The 18,397-nt window shown below is 63.5% G+C and carries 21 protein-coding genes; 12 read left to right on the forward strand and 9 right to left on the reverse strand.

Annotated elements, in window-relative coordinates; all coding sequences use genetic code 11:
* Positions 1–532 precede the first annotated feature (532 nt).
* The 3 genes from D5687_RS08725 to D5687_RS08735 all read right to left on the reverse strand — a co-directional run bounded on the left by D5687_RS08725 (position 533) and on the right by D5687_RS08735 (position 3,787).
* Positions 533–2,359, reverse strand: coding sequence for a hypothetical protein (locus D5687_RS08725; RefSeq protein WP_125199391.1), 1,827 nt, complete (start codon positions 2,357–2,359; stop codon positions 533–535).
* Entirely contained in the window at positions 2,356–3,339 is a 984-nt protein-coding gene (locus D5687_RS08730; protein WP_125199392.1) for a magnesium chelatase domain-containing protein, read from the reverse strand. Before D5687_RS08730 ends, D5687_RS08725 begins: the two co-directional genes overlap by 4 nt.
* 166 nt (positions 3,340–3,505) lie before the next feature.
* Positions 3,506–3,787 carry an accessory factor UbiK family protein gene (locus D5687_RS08735; protein WP_125199393.1) on the reverse strand — a complete coding sequence of 94 codons (282 nt, stop codon included), beginning with the start codon at positions 3,785–3,787 and terminating at the stop codon, positions 3,506–3,508.
* A 350-nt stretch (positions 3,788–4,137) separates the two neighbouring features.
* Here D5687_RS08735 and D5687_RS08740 point away from each other — a divergent pair, with 350 nt between their 5' ends.
* From D5687_RS08740 to D5687_RS08750, 3 genes are all read left to right on the forward strand, one after another.
* The gene (locus tag D5687_RS08740) at positions 4,138–4,869 is read left to right on the forward strand and encodes a TorF family putative porin (protein WP_125199394.1); all 732 of its coding nucleotides are present in this window, start codon (positions 4,138–4,140) and stop codon (positions 4,867–4,869) included.
* A gap of 64 nt (positions 4,870–4,933) precedes the next feature.
* Entirely contained in the window at positions 4,934–5,272 is a 339-nt protein-coding gene (locus D5687_RS08745) for a P-II family nitrogen regulator (RefSeq protein WP_125199395.1), read from the forward strand.
* A gap of 15 nt (positions 5,273–5,287) precedes the next feature.
* Positions 5,288–6,532: an ammonium transporter gene (locus D5687_RS08750; protein WP_125199396.1), complete on the forward strand. Its 1,245-nt coding sequence runs from the start codon at positions 5,288–5,290 to the stop codon at positions 6,530–6,532.
* A gap of 106 nt (positions 6,533–6,638) precedes the next feature.
* On the opposite strand, the gene D5687_RS08755 is transcribed toward D5687_RS08750, so the two are convergent.
* The 4 genes from D5687_RS08755 to D5687_RS08770 all read right to left on the reverse strand — a co-directional run bounded on the left by D5687_RS08755 (position 6,639) and on the right by D5687_RS08770 (position 10,771).
* Positions 6,639–7,268: a YigZ family protein gene (locus tag D5687_RS08755; protein ID WP_125199397.1), complete on the reverse strand. Its 630-nt coding sequence runs from the start codon at positions 7,266–7,268 to the stop codon at positions 6,639–6,641.
* Between the two features lie 85 nt (positions 7,269–7,353).
* Entirely contained in the window at positions 7,354–7,908 is a 555-nt protein-coding gene (locus tag D5687_RS08760) for a DJ-1 family glyoxalase III (RefSeq protein WP_125199398.1), read from the reverse strand.
* A gap of 29 nt (positions 7,909–7,937) precedes the next feature.
* Positions 7,938–9,269 (reverse strand): S41 family peptidase, encoded by a 1,332-nt coding sequence (locus tag D5687_RS08765; protein ID WP_125199399.1) that lies wholly within the window; start codon positions 9,267–9,269, stop codon positions 7,938–7,940.
* A 317-nt stretch (positions 9,270–9,586) separates the two neighbouring features.
* A complete protein-coding gene (locus tag D5687_RS08770; protein ID WP_158611827.1) occupies positions 9,587–10,771 on the reverse strand; it encodes a murein hydrolase activator EnvC in 1,185 nt (394 codons plus the stop codon).
* 367 nt (positions 10,772–11,138) lie between these two features.
* Between D5687_RS08770 and D5687_RS08775 the strand changes: the two genes are divergently transcribed.
* From D5687_RS08775 to D5687_RS08805, 7 genes are all read left to right on the forward strand, one after another.
* Positions 11,139–11,468, forward strand: coding sequence for a helix-turn-helix transcriptional regulator (locus tag D5687_RS08775; RefSeq protein WP_125199401.1), 330 nt, complete (start codon positions 11,139–11,141; stop codon positions 11,466–11,468).
* A gap of 80 nt (positions 11,469–11,548) precedes the next feature.
* Complete coding sequence (locus D5687_RS08780; protein ID WP_125199402.1) at positions 11,549–11,761, forward strand: DUF2892 domain-containing protein; 213 nt, start codon at positions 11,549–11,551, stop codon at positions 11,759–11,761.
* 166 nt (positions 11,762–11,927) lie between these two features.
* A complete protein-coding gene (locus D5687_RS08785; RefSeq protein ID WP_125199403.1) occupies positions 11,928–12,356 on the forward strand; it encodes a rhodanese-like domain-containing protein in 429 nt (142 codons plus the stop codon).
* A gap of 10 nt (positions 12,357–12,366) precedes the next feature.
* Positions 12,367–12,693, forward strand: a complete 327-nt coding sequence (gene grxC / locus D5687_RS08790) for a glutaredoxin 3 (protein WP_125199404.1) — start codon at positions 12,367–12,369, stop codon at positions 12,691–12,693.
* 74 nt (positions 12,694–12,767) lie between these two features.
* Positions 12,768–13,205 (forward strand): thioredoxin TrxC, encoded by a 438-nt coding sequence (gene trxC, locus D5687_RS08795; RefSeq protein ID WP_125199405.1) that lies wholly within the window; start codon positions 12,768–12,770, stop codon positions 13,203–13,205.
* Between the two features lie 36 nt (positions 13,206–13,241).
* Complete coding sequence (secB, locus tag D5687_RS08800) at positions 13,242–13,754, forward strand: protein-export chaperone SecB (protein WP_125199406.1); 513 nt, start codon at positions 13,242–13,244, stop codon at positions 13,752–13,754.
* 9 nt (positions 13,755–13,763) lie between these two features.
* Positions 13,764–14,771 carry an NAD(P)H-dependent glycerol-3-phosphate dehydrogenase gene (locus D5687_RS08805; RefSeq protein ID WP_125199407.1) on the forward strand — a complete coding sequence of 336 codons (1,008 nt, stop codon included), beginning with the start codon at positions 13,764–13,766 and terminating at the stop codon, positions 14,769–14,771.
* Between the two features lie 19 nt (positions 14,772–14,790).
* On the opposite strand, the gene tsaA is transcribed toward D5687_RS08805, so the two are convergent.
* Together tsaA and D5687_RS08815 are read right to left on the reverse strand one after the other, a co-directional pair.
* A complete protein-coding gene (gene tsaA / locus D5687_RS08810; protein ID WP_204742173.1) occupies positions 14,791–15,492 on the reverse strand; it encodes a tRNA (N6-threonylcarbamoyladenosine(37)-N6)-methyltransferase TrmO in 702 nt (233 codons plus the stop codon).
* Positions 15,489–15,950, reverse strand: a complete 462-nt coding sequence (locus tag D5687_RS08815) for a tRNA (cytidine(34)-2'-O)-methyltransferase (RefSeq protein ID WP_125199408.1) — start codon at positions 15,948–15,950, stop codon at positions 15,489–15,491. Before D5687_RS08815 ends, tsaA begins: the two co-directional genes overlap by 4 nt.
* A 161-nt stretch (positions 15,951–16,111) precedes the next feature.
* On the opposite strand from D5687_RS08815, the gene purD reads away from it, so the two are divergent.
* On the forward strand, positions 16,112–17,383 hold the full coding sequence (purD, locus tag D5687_RS08820) for a phosphoribosylamine--glycine ligase (RefSeq protein WP_125199409.1): 1,272 nt from the start codon (positions 16,112–16,114) through the stop codon (positions 17,381–17,383).
* A 64-nt stretch (positions 17,384–17,447) separates the two neighbouring features.
* A partial coding sequence (gene dgt, locus D5687_RS08825; protein WP_125199410.1) for a dGTP triphosphohydrolase occupies positions 17,448–18,397 on the forward strand: 950 nt, incomplete at its 3' end.

An 18,397-nucleotide genomic window follows, 5' to 3' on the forward strand; every position in this document is an offset into this window, starting at 1 on the left:
CCGGCGTTGACCCCGGGCCTTTATTTTTTGGTGCCGCCTCTTTGCCTCTAGGTATTTTGGAGATGGCGGACGGGGATTGTCGATTAGATCGACGATGAGTTCAGCCTCTCGCTCGGTGAGCACGATGGTGGTTCTGTCTCGCAGGGAGGCGATTCCGGCACTCAAGGCTCGGCTCGCAACTTCGCTTGTCGGGACTTTTGCCGCTGCGGCGAGCTCATCTAGGGCGGCGAGATGATCTGCGGACACGGGAATTAGTGGCGTTGCGTGGTCTTTTTGGGGGTGTTGACTTAACCGTTCGCGTCGCTGGACATGGTTCGCGAAGGCGAAGAGCCCCGTAATGAAGGCGATAAGCCAGCCAGCCCCAGCGAGAAATGCGATCCATGTTTCGTTCATGTGTTCTCACCGTTGTGATTGCTTGCCAAGTGGATTGCCGTAGCAGCGAGGTTAGACGAACTGCTTGGATCAAGAAGCTTCAGGGGTTGGGCGGGAGGCCTTGGCGCCGCATTGATCTCGCTGGTCAGGTTCCGTGGGATTACAACTTCACTCCCATCTTCCTGAGGGCGTTCCGAGCTGCCGCTTCACATGGCACGGTGTCATTTTTCGATTTGCTATGGGCGAACGTATCTGCATCTCCTGGGCATGAGCCAACCAACCCTTTAAACACCCCTTCGGAGTAACGAATTCTCGAAAGGAGGATCCGTAGCCACTCTTCTAGGTCTGTTTCACTGTCAAGATGGAAGCAAAGCCCACTCATTGACTCTTCACTAAATTCCCCTGAGCCATCAGCTTTGGGGCGTGTCCTGCGTTGAATCTCCACGACATAGAGGTCTTGCTCATCGACCTGAATTCGCATAACGAGAGCCCCACGGGGCTGGGTAGCCTCTTTGTCTAGGAAAGGCCATTTACGCGTGCTGCCAGAAACCTTTGCACTTTGGCTAAACGGCGCGATCTGAATGAGCTTTGGGTGCCCGATTCGTTGGAATCCGCCTTCAAACGCAAACCAGGCAACGCTTTGGATCCGCTCCGGGAAAGCGTGTTGGAGATGTTGGGCCGCCTCCCACATGTCTCTCAATTTGCCCTGCGACTCCATTTCTACTGGTGCGTGAAACAAAGCCAAGCCGACTCCTTTACCTTCTCCGTGGGGAGCTCCGCTGGAGAAGATTTCTGCATCAGTCGCTTGATCGCCAGCAGCAATCGGTGACCCAGCATGCTCTCGTTTAATCCTTTGTGAGACCACTTGCTGCCGATTCCCGGACGGCGGTAGCAGTTCCTCGAACTCCGGATCATCAATTGAGGCGCGTGGTCCGGAATGATCCGGCTCATCATCTTTTGTCAGAGGCAAGTCCATCTCACCCTTTAGCGAGGTTCGGTATGGCTGCCGTCCAAGGCCTTCCTCGGTAGGCGGACCCATTTCGTCGATCGTCGGGTATTCTCGTGTGCCCCGGGAAAGGATAATTGGCGGACCCTCTGGCTCGCTGCAGCCAATGACTTCCAGGGCGAGGAAGGATCTACCGTTATCGAAGGGGATGCCTCGAACCCTTAGTTTGGCGGGCTGCCTGAACCATGGTCCAATTTTTGGGTGTGCTAGTCGTGATCCGTGCCCTTGCCGTGGACTGGCCGAGTGCGCCTGCTCGAGTTGCGAATAAATGCCCTTGAGGCATTTTGTTGTGGGAGGGAGATATTTAGCGGAGGCGAGGATCTTTGCATCCCCCGTCGCAAGCCTCCCGTTGTCTCTCAAGGCGACCTGCCACTTACCGCTTATTTCCTGCTGGTTAAGGGGGGCGTAAAGATGGCTGTGCGGGTCATCGAAGCCCCGCCATGGATAAGTAGCTAAAACGCGTTTCAGCTCTTGCGACCGGCCATAGCATCGGGAAAAAAACTCCAATGACGGGATTACCAGCTTTCCGCCCGTTCCGAGATTTAGCTCGATCAAGGGATTTTTGTCCCGACCGTACTTTAAGGGGTGGAGTGACCGCGGGTACGGGGGTTCTGTGCCTGCCTGGGCGGCTTGTGCAAATGAGTTGAAGGACCAGCCTCCTTCGCGGAAGTCAACTGAGAACTCTTTCGTCTGAAAGGTGATCCGCTCTCGGCACCGATTGTTGGCCCAGATTGTCCCGATCCTCATTTGTCCCAATGCAGTTAGTGGGACGTCTCGGAGTTCGTAATCGCCGAAGGAGCGGCCGTCGGGGCTCAGTTGACGGAAGACAACAACAACCAGGGGTTGGCTGCTCGCTCGATAGTTTTTCTTCAGTCCGCCATACCACCAGGCCACCCAGCGCTGCCCGTCGTTCAGTCCCAGCGAGTCCAAAGGCATCGCAGGGGCAATCCTCTGGGTTCGGATCTTGTGGGTGTTGCTCATCCTGTGGCCGTCCAGTAAGCCAAACTGGTGTTTTGGGCGGAATTAAGTAGACAAGGTAGTAACTCCTGAATTTTGTCGCAGCTATTTCCAAAATGTCGCAGCAATTTCGACAACTGACAGCCGCCACCGATCAGCGCGACGGCCGAGGCCGAGTGGTGCGGGGCGCGAAACGGGCGCTCGCCGAAGCGGGAGGGGTCGAATCCACCGGGCGTGACCGTGGCCACCTCGGCCGCGGCTAGGGCCTCTTCCTCGGTCATCGGCGGCAGGATGCCGGCGAGTCGCTGGGCCAGCATGCTCTTGCCGGCACCCGGTGGACCGATCAGCAGCAGATTGTGTTTTCCAGCCGCGGCGATCGCCAGCGCGCGCTTGGCCCGCGGTTGGCCGCGGACGTCGGCGAGATCGCCATTGATGGCCGGGTCGACCGGCGGGGGTGGACGGTGTTCCAGTCGCACGGGATCGGCCTCGCCCGCCAGGTAGGCCACCAGATCGCGCAGATGATGTAGCCCTCGGCCGGCAACCCCCGGGATGAGCTCCGCCTCCGCCTGGCCGTCGGCTGGCAGGAGCAATTCCCGCCCGGCATCGCGCGCCGCCCGGGCGGCGGACAGATTGCCGCGCACCGAGCGCAAGCTGCCATCCAGGGACAGCTCACCCAGGCATTCGATATGTGCCAATCGTTCACGGGCGGGCGCCGGTAGCTGACCGGTGGCGGCGAGGATGGCCAGGGCGATGGCGAGATCGAAGCGCGCGCTTTCCTTGGGCAGGTCGGCCGGGGCGAGATTGACGGTCAGCCGACGTGGCGGGAACTCGAAGCCCGAGGAAAGGATCGCCGCACGGACCCGGTCGCGGGATTCGCGCACGGCGGTCTCGGGTAGCCCGACCAGGGTGAATGCCGGCAGTCCCGGGGCGACATGGGCCTCGACGGTGACCGCGGGGGCGTGAATGCCGAGCAGGGCCCGGCTGTGAATCTTGGCGATGGGCATGTCCGTATGCCTCGTGTCGTGGGTAGGTCGGCCGGCGGGCCTTGCGGAAAACGCGGCGCCGGCGAGGGGATTGTCGGTCTGAGGCCGCTGCTGGCCGGGCATCCATGCCCGCCGGCAACGGCTTGTTCAACGAACCGGCGCGGAAACCGGTTCGCCGGGCCCGGGTTCAGCTGGCCATGTCGCCTTCTTCATTCTCGGGCTGGCCGCGGTGGTGTTTTTCCATCTCGGCGACGCGCTGCTCCAACGCCTCGAGCTTGGCGCGGGTGCGGGCGAGCACCTGGGTCTGCACGTCGAATTCCTCGCGCGTGACCAGATCCATACGGGAAAAGCCGTTGCTGACGGCCTGGCGAACCGCCTTGTCGAACTCCTGCTTGCCCTCGCGCAGGCTCTCGGGCATGGCCTGCTCGATGCGCTGGGAGATCTCTTCGATCGTGTGGGTGATGGACATCTCGGTACCTCGGTGTGGTTCGTCGTCGACGGCATCCCGATTGTTGGGTATACCCCTAGCAGATGCAAGGCAAAGCGACCCGGCATGACCACACCCGATCATCACCCGCCCCCGGGCTGATCTCCGGGCGATGCCGGGGCAATTACGGGGCAATCACGGGGCGCGGGGCGCACCATAAAGAGGCAGCAGCGAAAATCGCCGTCCCCAAATTGGGGAGCCGGTGCGCGGAGCGGCGAGAGCGATTCCGATGGTGTTGATTATAAGTGTCTATAAATAAAGGAAAACCACAACTGGCACGGGCGGTGCAATGACCTGGGCGAACCCGAACGTTCACCTGATGGAGCACAGACATGAAAAAGACACTTATCGCCACCAGCCTTGCCACCGCCATGGCTTCCGCCGTCAGCCTGTCGGCCCTCACCCTGCCCTCCGTGGCTGCGGCCGAGGTCTCCGCCAATGTCGGTGTGGTTTCCAACTACTTCTTCCGTGGTGTGACCCAGACCGACGACGGCGCGGCCGTCCAGGGTGGCCTCGACTACGGGCATGACTCCGGCTTCTACGCCGGCACCTGGGCCTCCACTGTCGACTTCGGTGACGGCACCAGCTACGAGCTCGACCTCTATGCCGGCTACGGCGGCAGTTTCGGCGATCTCGGTTACGACGTCGGCTATATCTACTACGCCTACCCGGACGGCGACGATCTCGACTTCGGCGAGATCTACGGCTCGCTCTCCTACAGCTATCTCACCGCCGGTTTGGCCTACACGGTCAATTCTCAGGCAAGCGGTGACGATGCTGCCTTCGATACGGGTGACCTGTACTACTACGCCGGCGTCGATGTTCCGTTCGGCGATTCCGGTTACAGCGGCAGCCTCTACTACGGCTACTACACCTTCGAGAACGACAGCTCGACCAACGAACTCGACTACGGTCACTGGAGCGCGGGCCTTTCCAAGGATGTCGGCGATTTCGGTTCGGTCGGCTTCAACTTGGAGATGGCTGACATCTCGGGGGATCACGCATGGGCTGATTCGAATTCCGACGACCTGAAGCTGTGGATCAGCTGGTCCAAGTCGTTCTGATCCGACCGAACCATAACGGACCCACGGGTCGGCCCGGCGCCGGCCCGCTTCCGAGGAGAGAAACATGAAACTCATTACCGCAATCATCAAGCCCTTCAAGCTTGACGACGTCCGCGAGGCACTCGGCGGCGTCGGCGTGAAAGGGATCACCATGACCGAGGTCAAGGGCTTCGGTCGCCAGAAAGGACACACCGAGCTCTACCGGGGCGCGGAGTACGTGGTCGACTTCCTGCCCAAGGTAAAGCTGGAAATGGTCGTCGACGACGGCCTGGCCGACCAGGTGATCGAGGTGATCACCAACGCGGCCAGCACCGGCAAGATCGGCGACGGCAAGATCTTCGTCTCGCCGATCGAGGAAGCCATTCGCATCCGTACCGGCGAGACCGGCGCGGACGCCCTTTAAGCGGAGGATTTCACCGTGGAAACTCAAGTCATCGAACTGGGCTATGCCCTCGATACGTTCTACTTCCTGATCGCCGGTGCCTTCGTCATGTGGATGGCAGCGGGCTTCACCATGCTCGAGGCCGGGCTGGTGCGCTCGAAAAGCACCGTCGAGATCCTGACCAAGAACATCGCGCTGTTCTCGATCGCCTGCGTGATGTACATGGTGGTCGGCTACAACATCATGTACGGCGACGGCATCTCCAGCATCATCCCGGGTCTGAGCTTCTTCCTGGGCGCCGACAACACGGCGGCCGAGGTCGTGGCGAGTGGTGGCGACATCTACTACTCCAACATGGCCGACTTCTTCTTCCAGGTCGTGTTCGTGGCCACCGCCATGTCCATCGTCTCCGGCGTGGTCGCCGAGCGGATGAAGCTGTGGGCCTTCCTCGCCTTCACCGTGGTCCTCACCGGCCTGATCTACCCGATCCAGGGCTACTGGAGCTGGGGTGGCGGCATCCTGAGCGATCTGGGCTACTCCGACTACGCCGGCTCGGGCATCGTCCACTTCACCGGTGCGGTTGCCGCCCTGGCGGGTGTGCTGCTGCTCGGCCCGCGTAAGGGAAAGTTCGGCCCCAACGGTCAGGTCAATGCCCTGCCGGGTGCCAACCTGCCATTGGCGACCCTGGGTACGTTCATCCTGTGGTTGGGTTGGTTCGGCTTTAACGGCGGCTCGGAACTCAAGGTCTCCGACGTCGGTTCGGCCAACGCCGTCGCCCAGGTGTTCACCAACACCAATCTCGCCGCTGCCGGTGGCGTGATCGCGGCGATGATCGCCTCGCGCCTGACCTTCGGCAAGGTCGACCTGACCATGGTGCTCAACGGCGCGCTGGCCGGCCTGGTCGCCATCACCGCCGACCCGGCTTCCCCGTCGGCCCTGATGGCCACTCTGATCGGTGCAATCGGTGGCGTGATCGTGGTGTTCTCGATCCTCGGCTTCGAGAAGATCCGCATCGATGACCCGGTCGGTGCCCTGTCGGTCCACGGCGTGGCCGGTATCTGGGGCGTCTTGGCGGTACTGCTGTCGAACGACGAGGCGACCCTCGGCGGACAGCTGGCGGGTCTTGCCCTGATCGGTGGCTTCGTCTTTGTCGCCAGCCTGATCATCTGGCTGATCCTCAAGGCCGTCATGGGCCTGCGCATCAGCGATGAGGACGAGCAGGAAGGCGTCGACTCGGTCGAATGCGGCATGGAGGCCTACCCCGAGTTCACCACCAAGTAAGGACGCATCGATTCATTCGACGACACAGGGACGTGTCAGCAAAAAGCGAGGCCCGGGCAACTGCCCGGGCCTTTTTGCGTCTATCGACACGTATCGTCGGTGGTGCTTAGTCGTCGTTGGGCGGCTCGAGCCGTTCGATGCCCTGGGCGCCAAGGAAGGCCTCGAAGGCGTCAACCTGTTCGACGGGTACGGCCAGCCGTGCGGTCACCCGGTTGCCGTAGTCGATCGACAGCAGTTGCGCCCCGTACTGGTCCGACCAGTGTCGCAACGGCTGCTCGTCGGCAAAGTCGAATGCCAGGGTGAAGGCCCGCTGCGGGCGATGTTCGTCCAGGGGGAGGTCGGCGAGTGCCTGCTGTGTCGCTCCGGCATAGGCGCGCACCAGGCCGCCCGCGCCCAGCTTCACGCCACCGAAGTAGCGCGTCACCACCACGATCACGTCGCCGATGCCCTTGTGCTGGATGACGTTGAGGATCGGCTTGCCGGCCGTGCCGCTCGGTTCGCCGTCATCGCTCATCGCCGCGCTGGCGGCGGTCTCCGGGTTGCCGACCAGGTAGGCCCAGCAATGATGGCGCGCGTCCGGGTAGTCCGCCTTCACTGCCTCGACGAAGGCCAGGGCCGCCTGGCGGTCCGCGACTGGCCCGGCGCGGGCGATGAAGCGGCTTTTCTTGACCTCCAGCTCGCGCTCGATCGTCGCGGCCGGTGTGACATAGCCGTTTGACGAGGTGGCCTGGCTCATGAAGGAAGCCCTGCGCTGACAACGGAAAACGCCTGCCGGATGGGCAGGCGCGGGGCGTGATCGGGGAGTTTGTCGATCGGGGGATTCAACGGGCGAGCTTGGATTCCACCGCGTCGCGGGTTTCGCGTCCGGCCAGCTGTTCGACCAGCGCGAGGGCAAAGTCCATCGCCACGCCCGGGCCACGGGCCGTGACCAGGTTGCCGTCGACCACCACGGCCTCGTCGGTCACCTCGGCACCCTGCGCCTCGTTGGCATCGAGCGCGCCGGGGAAATGCGTGATGCGACGACCCTTGAGCAGGTTCGCGGTTGCCAACACCTTCGGCGCGGCACAGATGGCACCGATCCAGCGCCCGGCAACCGACTGGTCCTGCAGGCGCTTGAGCACCCGCTTGTCGGCGGCGAGGTTGTTCGCCCCCGGCTGGCCGCCGGGCAGGACGATGGCATCGAAGACCCGACTCTCGTCGAGCAGCGTGAGGTTGGTGTCGGCGACCACCGTGGTGCCGCGCGAACCGGTTACCTCGTCTTCGTGCAGCGCGGCGACCTCCACCTGAATCCCGCCACGACGCAGGATGTCGATGGTGGTGATGGCCTCCAGGTCCTCGAACCCGGGTGCCAGAAGGACCAGAGCCTTGCTTGCCATGTCGTGCTTCCTCCTCGTGTGCCGTGCGATCAGCGGTGGGTGTTCTTGCTGACGATCACCATGCCCTTGAGCATGTTCAGCGCCTCATAGAGCTGGTAGTCGCGAATGACCAGCGGCTCACGCTCCTCGTCGTCCTCGCCACTCTCCGCCTGCTTGATGGCATCCATCATGTCCGAATCGCCGTTGGTCAGGTGGCCGGCGAGGCTGGCCTCGGAGATGGAGAACACATCCTCGATGTCGCTAACCTTGAGCTGATGAACGGTGACGTCAGGCTTGATGCCCTCGGCCTGGATGGAGCGGCCGCTCGGGGTGTAGTAGCGCGCGGTGGTCAGGCGCAGGGCGCCGCCGTTGGACAACGGCATGATCGACTGGACCGAGCCCTTGCCGAAGGTCTTCTCGCCGATGACCAGCGCCCGGCCGCTGTCCTGCAGCGCGCCGGCGACGATCTCGGAGGCCGATGCCGAGCCGCCGTTGACCAGCACGACCATCGGCGCGCCGTCGAGACGATCACCGCTGCTGGCCTCGAAGCTCATCTTGGCGTCGGCGACGCGACCCTTGGTGTAGACGATCTGGCCTTTCTCCAGGAACGCGTCCACCATCTCGACCGAGCCGTCGAGCACGCCGCCGGGGTTGTTGCGCAGGTCGAGCACCAGGCCCCTGAGCGCCTCGTCATCGTTTTCATCGACCAGGGCGTCGAGCGCTTCGTGCATCTGCTCGACGGTGCGCGACTGGAACTGCGAGACCCGGATGTAGCCCATGCCGGGCTCGAGCAGTTCGTGCTTGACCGACTCGGTCTTGATGATCGCGCGGGTAATGGTGAACTCGAGCGGCTTTTTCTCGCCTTCGCGGGCGATGGTCAGCTCGATGTCGGTATCCGGCTTGCCGCGCATGCGCTTGACGGCTTCTTCCAGGTCCATGTCCTGGGTGAGCTCGCCGTCGATGCGAATGATCTTGTCGCCTGCCTCGAGCCCGGCGCGTTTTGCCGGGGTGTCGTCGATCGGGGCGATGACCGTCAGCACGCCGTCCTTCATGCCCACCTGGATGCCCAGTCCGCCAAACTCACCGGAGGTGGATTCGCGCAGGCTCTTGAATTCCTCGTCGTCGAGGTAGCCCGAGTGGGGGTCGAGCTCCGAGATCATGCCGCGGATGGAATTCTCGATCAGCTCGCCCTCGCTGATGTCATCGACGTAATCCGAACGTACCCGGTCGAGCACGTCGGAGTAGGTCCGCAGCTGCTCCAGTGGGACGTCGCCGTTGGTTTCGGCCGGTCGTTCGGCCATCGCGTTGACGGCAATCGCAATGGCAAAGCCGAAGAAGGCGGCGATGCCCAGGTTCGAGGCCTTGCGGATCCAAGTGGTCATGGTGTGCTCTCTAGATATTAATTAGCGGTATTGGGCCCAATCGGGCCGGTGTTGCGGTCGTTAGGCCGGGGATACCCCCGGCTGGGCGTTTCGTGCTGTTCCTGTGACGGTGGGGGCGACTACCCGGCAATCAAGGCGCAAGATGGCGCCGTGATCGCTTTCCTGGGCATTCGGCTCGAACCCCGTGGCGTTAGCCCTGCCCGACACACGATTGTCGTCAACTATGCCATGGTCAAGGCCCCGGCCGCGAGCCCTATTAGTGGGCTCGGAACCCCCTTGATTAGAACACGACGGGGCCGGGCGCCACCGAGGCTCGGTCAGCCGCCGACCACCTTGCGCCATGCCGGCCAGCGGCCCGGGTCGATCGGACGGTTACCCCGGCGGACCTCCACGTACAAGCCTTCCTGGTCGGCATCGATGATTCCCGAGGTGCAAAGGCGATCGCCACGCGCCACGCGATCGCCCTTGGCGACATCCAGCGAGCGGCAGTGGGCGTAGAGCGAGAGGAAGTCGCCGTCGTGGCGCAGCATCACCAGCTGTCCCCAGCCCTTGAGCGTCCCGGCGAATGCCACGCGGCCGGCGTCGACCGCTCGAACCGCACTGGCACCGGCAACATGGAAGATCACGCCATCGTTGCGCAGGCGCCCCTGAGGCAGGGTCTCGCCGAAGCGACGTTTGATCTGTCCGGCGATCGGGATGCTGCCGTCGTCGTGGACCTGTGCCGGGGGGGCTTCCTTGGGTGCCGGGCGTCGCTCCTGTCGCTCCTGCCGCGCTTGTTGCTCGGCCTGTTCACGTTCGGCCCGGCGGCGTTCCGCCTCTGCCTTGGCTGCGGCCTCGGCGGCCTTCTGTGCGGCGGCAACCTCGCGGTCCAGCCGTTGCTTGCGATCCAGCAGGTTCTTCAGTTTCTGTTGTTGGTCATCCAGGGTCTCGCCCAGCGAGGCCAGCACTTGTTGCTGTTCAGCGAGGTTCTCACCGACGTCCTCATAGTGACCGTCGAGGCGCGCACCGGCCTCGCGCAACTCGCGGTCGGTCGCCGCGATCGCTTTGCGGTTCTCGGCCAGTTTGACCCGTTGCGCCTCGAGTGCCCGCTGGGCCTGTTGGACGGGGCGGATCAGCGCACGCAGGTAGTGCAGGTCGCGGTCGGTCTGCAGGGCATCGCCGTCACCCAGCAGGGCCTGAAGCACACTGCCGCGCGTCAGCGGATAGGCCGCCTGCAGGCGATGCTCGAGTTCGGCACGTCGCTGGGCCAGTCCTTCACGCAGTTCGGCCTCGCGTTGATCGAGTGTCTGCTGGCGCGATTCGAGTTCGCTGCGCTCCGCGTCCAGCTCGCGCGCCTTCTCTTCCAGAAAGGCCATGCGCTTTTGCAGCTCGGCCAGGTACTCGCGGGCGGCAACCCGTTCCTTCTCGGTGGACTCGATCACCTCGCGCTGGGCCTCGATGCGTTCCTCGATGGCCTCCTCGGCGAGGGCCGGCGAGGCGAGCGCAATGAGCACGGCCAGCATGGCCCGCCGGGGTGCCCGACCGAGCGGCAGTTTCGGGGTGTGACGGTTTGGCGGTGACTGTGGCAAGGCTGCCCCTGACCATGGAGAAACGAGAGCGGTGGCACCGCCGAGCGAACGTTGTCGTGTCCACCTCGGGCTTCGCCCGTGGCCACTGCAACAATTCGGCGGAAAAGCGGTAGTATACGGAGCAGGGAAGTCTCTGCACGAATTGCCAAGGTCTTGGCGGAGCGAGCAGAGGGTCCCACGAGGGATTTCGCCGTACGGGCGGTCCGAGGCGAGCGGCGCAGGCCGGCGCCCGGTCGATCGCCCTGTTTCCCGCGGGAACGCGGCGGCTTCCGTCACCCGCAACCAGCACTTGGGTCGAACCATGAATTTGGAAACCGAGGAATATCCTGCCACCCGGCTGATGGGCCGCTCCGATGATATCGAGCGTGCTTCGCGATCACTCAAGGCGATGTCACACCCGCTCCGGCTGAAGATCCTGTGCGTGCTGGGCGATAACGAGCTCAGTGTGCAGCAGATCGTCGAGGCCGTCGGCACGACCCAGAGCAACATCTCCCAGCACCTCGCCATCCTGCGCGACAAGGGCATTCTTGCCTCGCGCAAGGACGCCAACCGCGTGTTCTACCGGGTCTCCGATGCACGAACGTTGCGCCTGATCGGCATGATGCAGGAAGTTTTTTGCCCGCTTAATTAGGATAGAATAAAATAATTCTATTCGGGTGTGGCTAACTTGATTGGCGCGCCGCCCCATGGGGAATTCGCGGAGGCACAGAAATGACTACCGATCGCTACGTTCGCATCATTGCCGGATTGATGATCCTGGCCACTCTCGCCCTGTCGCACTTCACGGGCCAGGCGGATCTCGGCCAGCTCTCCTGGCTGTGGTTGACGGCGTTCATCGGTCTGAACCTGTTCCAGAGCGGCATTACCTGCTTTTGCCCGCTGGATTCGATTCTGGCCAAGATGGGCGTGCGCCGGGCCACTTGAGGCCGGCAACCGCGGCAGTCGCCGCGCAAGGGAAGCTCTGACCAGAGTTTGCTAGGGATCGATTTCAAGGCACCGGATCGGCATCGCGCCGCCGGTGCCTTGAATTTTTTGTGTACCGCGGCCATTGTATGGCCCACTTTCCTCCCCCGATTTCAGAGAAGACGCAATGGAATCCTTCATCGATTTCCTGGCTCGCCACTGGGTGCTCTCGACCGTGGCCGCCGTCCTCATCGTGCTGCTGATCAGCAACGAGCTCTCCCGCCGCCTGCAGAAGTTCAAGACGCTCGATCCGGCCGAGGTCGCTCGCAAGGCCGGCCGTGACGGCGTGGCCCTGATCGACGTCCGCGAGGACAACGAATGGAAGGCCGGGCACATCAAGGGCGCGCGGCACATCCCGTTGGGCAAGCTGGAAAAGAAGCTCGGCGAGATCAAGGGCGAGAACCCCGACGAGGTCGTGCTGTACTGCCGTTCGGGCAACCGTTCAGCCACGGCAGCGAACATCCTGGTCAAGGGCGACTTCGAGAACGTCAGCCACCTCGGCGGCGGCATCCTGGCCTGGGAAGGCCAGAACTACCCCGTTACCAAGGGCAAGTGAGGATAGAGGCGTGACCGCCGAATCCTCCGCGTCGAGCGGCCAGCCGCCGATCGTCGTCTACCAGAGTCCGCTCTGTCCCTTCTGCCATTTCGCCAAGCGCCTGCTGAAAAAGCGCGGACTCGAATTCGAGTCGATCAACGTCCAGTTGTCGGCGGCGAAAAGGGACGAGATGATCCAGCGAGCCAAGCGCCTGACCGTGCCGCAGATCTTCATCGGCGAGACGCACGTGGGCGGCTACGACGAGCTGGCGGCCCTGGATCGTGATGGTCGACTGATGCCGCTGGTGGAGGCCGAGGCACGACGCGCCGCCGGCGAACCGCCAGTCGAAGGTGCCTGACGCGTCGCAGCGACGCTGTCACCGCTCGGTCGCGCTATCATGGGGGTCGGCATGGAGCGAGAGGACGCGGCGCGATGAGTGAATCCAGACACGTGGTCTGCCCCGGTTGCGGGGCGGTCAATCGGCTGCCTGCCGAGCGCCTCGGTGACGGCAAGTGCGGGCGTTGTGGCCAGTCCCTGTTTCCCGGTCAACCGGTGACGCTGGACGAGGTCGGGTTCGATCGGCACGTCGCCCGCAATGACCTGCCCGTGCTGGTCGATTTCTGGGCCGAGTGGTGCGGGCCCTGCAAGATGATGGCTCCCACCTTCGACCAGCTGGCGCGAGATTTCCGCGGCCGGCTGGTGGTCGCCAAGCTCGAGACCGAGCGGGCGCCTGCCGTCTCGGCGCGCTTCGGCATCCGCAGCATTCCGACCATGATCCTTTTTTCCGGCGGTCGCGAGATCGATCGCCTCTCCGGTGCGCTGCCGGCCGCGCAACTGACGCAGTGGCTGGCCGGGCACGGCATCCGCTGAACCCAAACGAACAAACGACCACCAGGAAGTACCGACATGGCAGAGGGCGAAAACACCGCCGCCGGCAATGGCCAGGCAACGGAAGGCAACGATCAGCAGTTCTTCGTGCAGAAGATCTATCTCAAGGACCTGTCCTTCGAGTCGCCGCAGGCACCGGACATCTTCACCCGCGACGACTGGAAGCCCGAGATAAACGTCCAGGTGGGCAACAACGCCACGCGCCTGAGTGATGCCGCCTTCGAGACCGAGCTGACGATCACCGTCACCGCCACCGTTGACGAGAAGACCATCTACCTGGCCGAGGTGCAGTACGGCGGGGTGTTCACCATCAAGGGCTTCGACGACGTCACGCGTCGCCAGCTGCTGGGTGCCTACTGCCCGACGCTGCTCTTCCCCTACATCCGCGAGACGGTCGGTGACCTGGTGATGAAGGGCGGTTTCCCGCAGATGGTCCTCCAGCCGATCAACTTCGATGCCCTGTACGCCCAGCACGAACAGCAGCAGCGGGCGGCACAGGCTGACGAGGCGCCGGACGCCCGGCCGAACTGATCGCTCGCGATGAGTGAACCGGAGCGCACACGGATCGCGGTGCTCGGGGCCGGTTCCTGGGGTACCGCGCTGGCCTCCCTGCTGGCGGCCAACGGAGCCCGGGTGCGCCTCTGGGCGCGTGACGCCGAGCAGGCAGCGGCCATCGATCGTGATCACCAGAACGCGCGTTACCTGCCGGGAATCGAGCTGCCCGAGACATTGCGAGCCGGCTCGGATCTGCCCTGGGCCGTCGAAGGTGCCGATCAGGTCTGGCTGGTGCTGCCGACCAAGATCCTGGGCGAGTTCCTCGCCGAGCATGCCGAGACACTGCCGCGTTCGGCCGTTTACGTCACCGCCTCGAAGGGCTTCGAGCCCGGCACGGGCCGGCGTATCGACGAACTGGTGGCCGGCGCGCTGGGTGACGTGTCGTTCGCGGTGGTCTCCGGGCCGACATTCGCCATCGAGGTGGCACACGGTCGGCCGGCGGCGCTGGCCGTCGGCAGCCGCGACCGGGCCGTTGCCGAGACGGTCGCCGATGCCCTGCGCAACGACCATATCCGCTGCTACCCCAGCAGCGACGTGGTGGGCATCGAGCTCGCCGGCGGGCTGAAGAACGTGCTGGCGATCGCCGCCGGCGTGTCCGATGGCTTCGGCTTCGGGGCCAACACGCGCGCGGCGCTGATCACGCGGGGGCTGGCGGAGATCATGCGCCTGGGTGAGTCGATGGGTGCGCGGACGGAGACCTTCACCGGCTTGGCCGGGCTGGGTGACTTGGTACTGACCTGCACCGATGATCACTCGCGCAACCGCCAGTTCGGCCTGCGGCTGGCGAAGGGCGAGTCGGTCGAGGCGGCGGTGGCCGGGATCGGCCAGGCGGTCGAGGGCATCAGCGCGGCGCGCGAAGGCCATCGGCTTGCCAAGGCCCACGGGCAGGAGATGCCGATTACCGAGGCGGTCTATCGCGTGCTCTACGACGGGTTGCCCGCGCGGGAGGCCGTCGCCGAACTGCTGTCGCGCGATCCGCGTCCCGAGGACTGAGGCACGCCTGTCCTGGCCGTCAGTCGGTGGCGGTCACGATCTCGCGGATTTCCGCGCGGTGCTCGCGCACCACGAAACGCACGTCGATCTCCTCGATGCGCATGCCGTAGACTCGCTCCGGGTCGTCGTGGAACGCCGGGCGGGGGTCCTGCGCGAGTGTCTGCTCGATCAGCGCGATCCGTTCGGGTGACAGTCGTTCTAGCCACGACTCGGCCGCGCCCCAGACCACGGCCAGCCGCTCCGGTGGTGCGCTGGCCCAGCCGCCACGGCTGTCGGTTGGGCAGTCGGCGTAGGGCACGTGTGGCTTGACGTCGAGGATTGGCGTGCCGTCGAGCAGATCCAGCCCGCCCAGGTGCAGCCGCACCCCGTTATCGACCTGCTGCACGTCAATCAGCCGCACCACCGACAGCCCGATCGGGTTGGGCCGTATCGGGGCGCGACTGGCGAATACCCCCACTCGTTCGTTCCCGCCCAGGCGCGGTGGCCGGACCGCCTTGCGGTCACCGGCCTGCATGCGCCGCTTGGCATGGAATACCCAGACCAGCCACAGGTGGGAGAACGCCTCGATGCCCTGCCACGCCTTCGGGTCGCGCCATTCGGCCGTGGGTACCAGGATGCCGGTTGCCGCCGGCACGATGCCCGACTGACGGGGGATGCCGAAGCCTTCGCGGTAGGGGCTTTCGATGTGCCCGATGGGCTCCATGCGCCAGTTGTCCGTCATTGCGCCCCCTCGAAGTTCAGTTGCCGCCAGGCCTCGAAGAAGGCCACCGCGGCGGCATTGGCCAGATTCAGGCTGCGCGAGCCCCGCACCATCGGCAGGTAGAGCCGTTGCGATGCGGGCAGGGCATCCAGCACCTCGTCGGGCAGGCCACGGGTCTCGGGGCCGAACAGGAGCACGTCGTCGGCGCGGTAGTCGATCCGGTCGTAGCGCGTCGTGCCGCGGGTGGAGAAGGCCAGCAGCCGGCCGGGTGCGGCCGCTCGAGCCTGCTCGAGGTTGGGATGACGGTGGACGTGCGTCAGGGCGTGGTAGTCGAGACCGGCCCGACGCACCGCCTTCTCGGATAATGAAAAACCCAGCGGCTCGACCAGATGCAGCTGGGTGCCGGTATTGGCGCACAGCCGGATCAGGTTGCCGGTGTTGGGCGGGATCTCGGGTTCGAACAGCATGATCGATGGCATCCGGGCATTGTAGGCCAGCCGGGCGATTCACTGGTCTGGACCGGCGGGCGGAGGGTCCGTGGGCTGATGTAGAATGCGACCCACATCCCGTTCGCCCGCCCGCGACCCCCACCCGGGTGGCGCGGGCGCGCGAACCGAGCAGACTCGAATCGAGGTGAAGCATGAAGGTACTGGTAATCGGTGGTGGTGGCCGCGAGCACGCCCTGGCTTGGAAGATCGCCCAGTCGTCACGGGTGGAGACCGTCTTCGTCGCCCCGGGCAACCCCGGCACGGCCGCCGAGGCCAAATGCCGCAACGTGCCCATTTCCGCGACCAACGTCGCCGAACTGGTCGCCTTCGCGGCCGACAATGCCATCGATCTGACCGTGGTCGGCCCCGAGGCCCCCCTGGTCGAGGGCGTGGTCGATACCTTTCGCGATGCCAAGCTGCCGATCTTCGGTCCCACTCGCAAGGCGGCCCAGCTGGAGGGTTCCAAGGCCTTCGCCAAGGACTTCATGGAGCGCCACGGCATCCCGACTGCCAAGTACCGCGTGTTCGACACCGCCGCACCGGCCATCGACTTCGTCCACGAGCACGGCGCGCCGGTGGTAGTGAAGGCCGATGGGCTGGCTGCCGGCAAGGGCGTGATCGTCGCCCAGACCATCGACGAGGCCGAGGCCGCCATCCGCGACATCTTCGGTGGCCAGTTCGGTGCGGCCGGCGCCCGCGTGGTGGTCGAGTCGTTCCTCGAGGGCGAGGAGGCGAGCTTCATTGTCATGGTCGACGGCGAGCATGTCCTGCCGATGGCCTCCAGCCAGGATCACAAGGCGCGTGATGCCGGTGACAAGGGTCCCAACACCGGCGGCATGGGCGCCTACTCGCCCGCCCCGGTACTGGATGACGCCATGATCGCCCAGGTGATGGAGACCGTCATCGAGCCCACGGTCAAGGGCATGGCGCTTGATGGCCTGCCCTACACCGGCTTTCTCTATGCCGGCCTGATGATCGGCTCGGATGGCGAACCGCAGGTGCTCGAATTCAACTGCCGCTTCGGCGACCCGGAGACCCAGCCGGTGCTGATGCGCCTGGAGAGCGATCTGGTCGACCTGATCGAGGCCGGCGTCAACGGCACGCTCGACAAGGTGAGTGCCGAGTGGACCGAAAAGGCGGCCGTGGGCGTGGTGCTCGCTTCGGCGGGTTATCCGGAAAGCTCGTCCAAGGGTGACGTAATCACCGGTCTCGACCAGCTGCCCGAGGGCGTCAAGGCCTTCCATGCCGGCACCGCCGAAAAGGACGGCCATATCGTCACCAACGGCGGGCGGGTGCTCTGCATCACCGCGCTGGGCGAGACGGTCGAGGCGGCGCAGCAGGCGGCCTACGCCGGGGTCGACAAGGTCTCCTTCGAAGGCGGCTTCTGCCGGCGCGATATCGGCTGGCGGGCGATGAATCGGTGAAGAGTTAACGGGCGGCCGTTCTGCTTCAATTTTTTGATATGCGAACAGGGAGTGGTTTTGCAGCATGTACAGCGAAGAAGCGAAAGAATACGCGAAAGAGCAAGAGGCCAAGTTGCAGCCTCTGATGGAGAGAATTCACGGCCCGGATTCCCATAGGTCTACCGGACGAGAGGACTCTGAGCGGGACTACGCACGTGTTCTGTACAGCTCTTCGTTTCGACGCCTACAAGGAAAAATGCAGCTGCTAGGCGTGGAGACCGGCAAATTTAACCGAAACCGCCTTACTCATAGTTTGGAGGTGGCGCAGATTGCGCGATCTATCGCCGACGGACTGGAGTTAAAAACACGAGTTTTCGCTGAAACAGCCTCGCTCGCGCATGATATTGGGAATCCTCCCTTTGGGCACTCTGGGGAAAATGTTCTTAATGATTTGAGCAAGGAAGTGGGAGGGTACGAAGGGAATGCCCAGGCTTTTCGAATACTTCGCACCCTGGAGCGGAAAACGCATAATTACCCTGGTCTGAACCTTACCCTCAGGACCATGATGGGAGTAACCAAGTACTTTTACAAAAGGAAGGACAATCCAAAAAAGTTTTTATACGACGATGATTACGATTTCCTGAAAAACAAACTGGAGCAACACGATGTTTTTGTAACAAAAAGCATTGATGCTCAGATAATGGATCTGGCCGACGAGATCGCGTATGCAGCCCATGATTTAGAGGATGCGCTAAGCTTCGGTTTGATTAGTCTTGGTGAGATGGTTCACGAATTTAACATAAGTGAGAAATTCGGCCCCGCCTACGATGATATGAAGGGCTTAGCTCAGTCTGCTCAGTCAGAGGCTATGAAGGCAACAGAACTAGCGACTTCCGAAGAATACGCTATCGTTCTAAAGAAAGAAATCACCTCCTCTATTGTTAATAAGCTCGTTAATGATATAGGTTTGGTCGATGGGGTGAATCGCCCCGACTTTCCTAGACACCTCAAGAGCCTCACAATGAGGGTTCCGAG

The organism is Guyparkeria sp. SCN-R1 (genome assembly GCF_003932495.1).
Taxonomy (GTDB): Bacteria; Pseudomonadota; Gammaproteobacteria; order Halothiobacillales; family Halothiobacillaceae; genus Guyparkeria.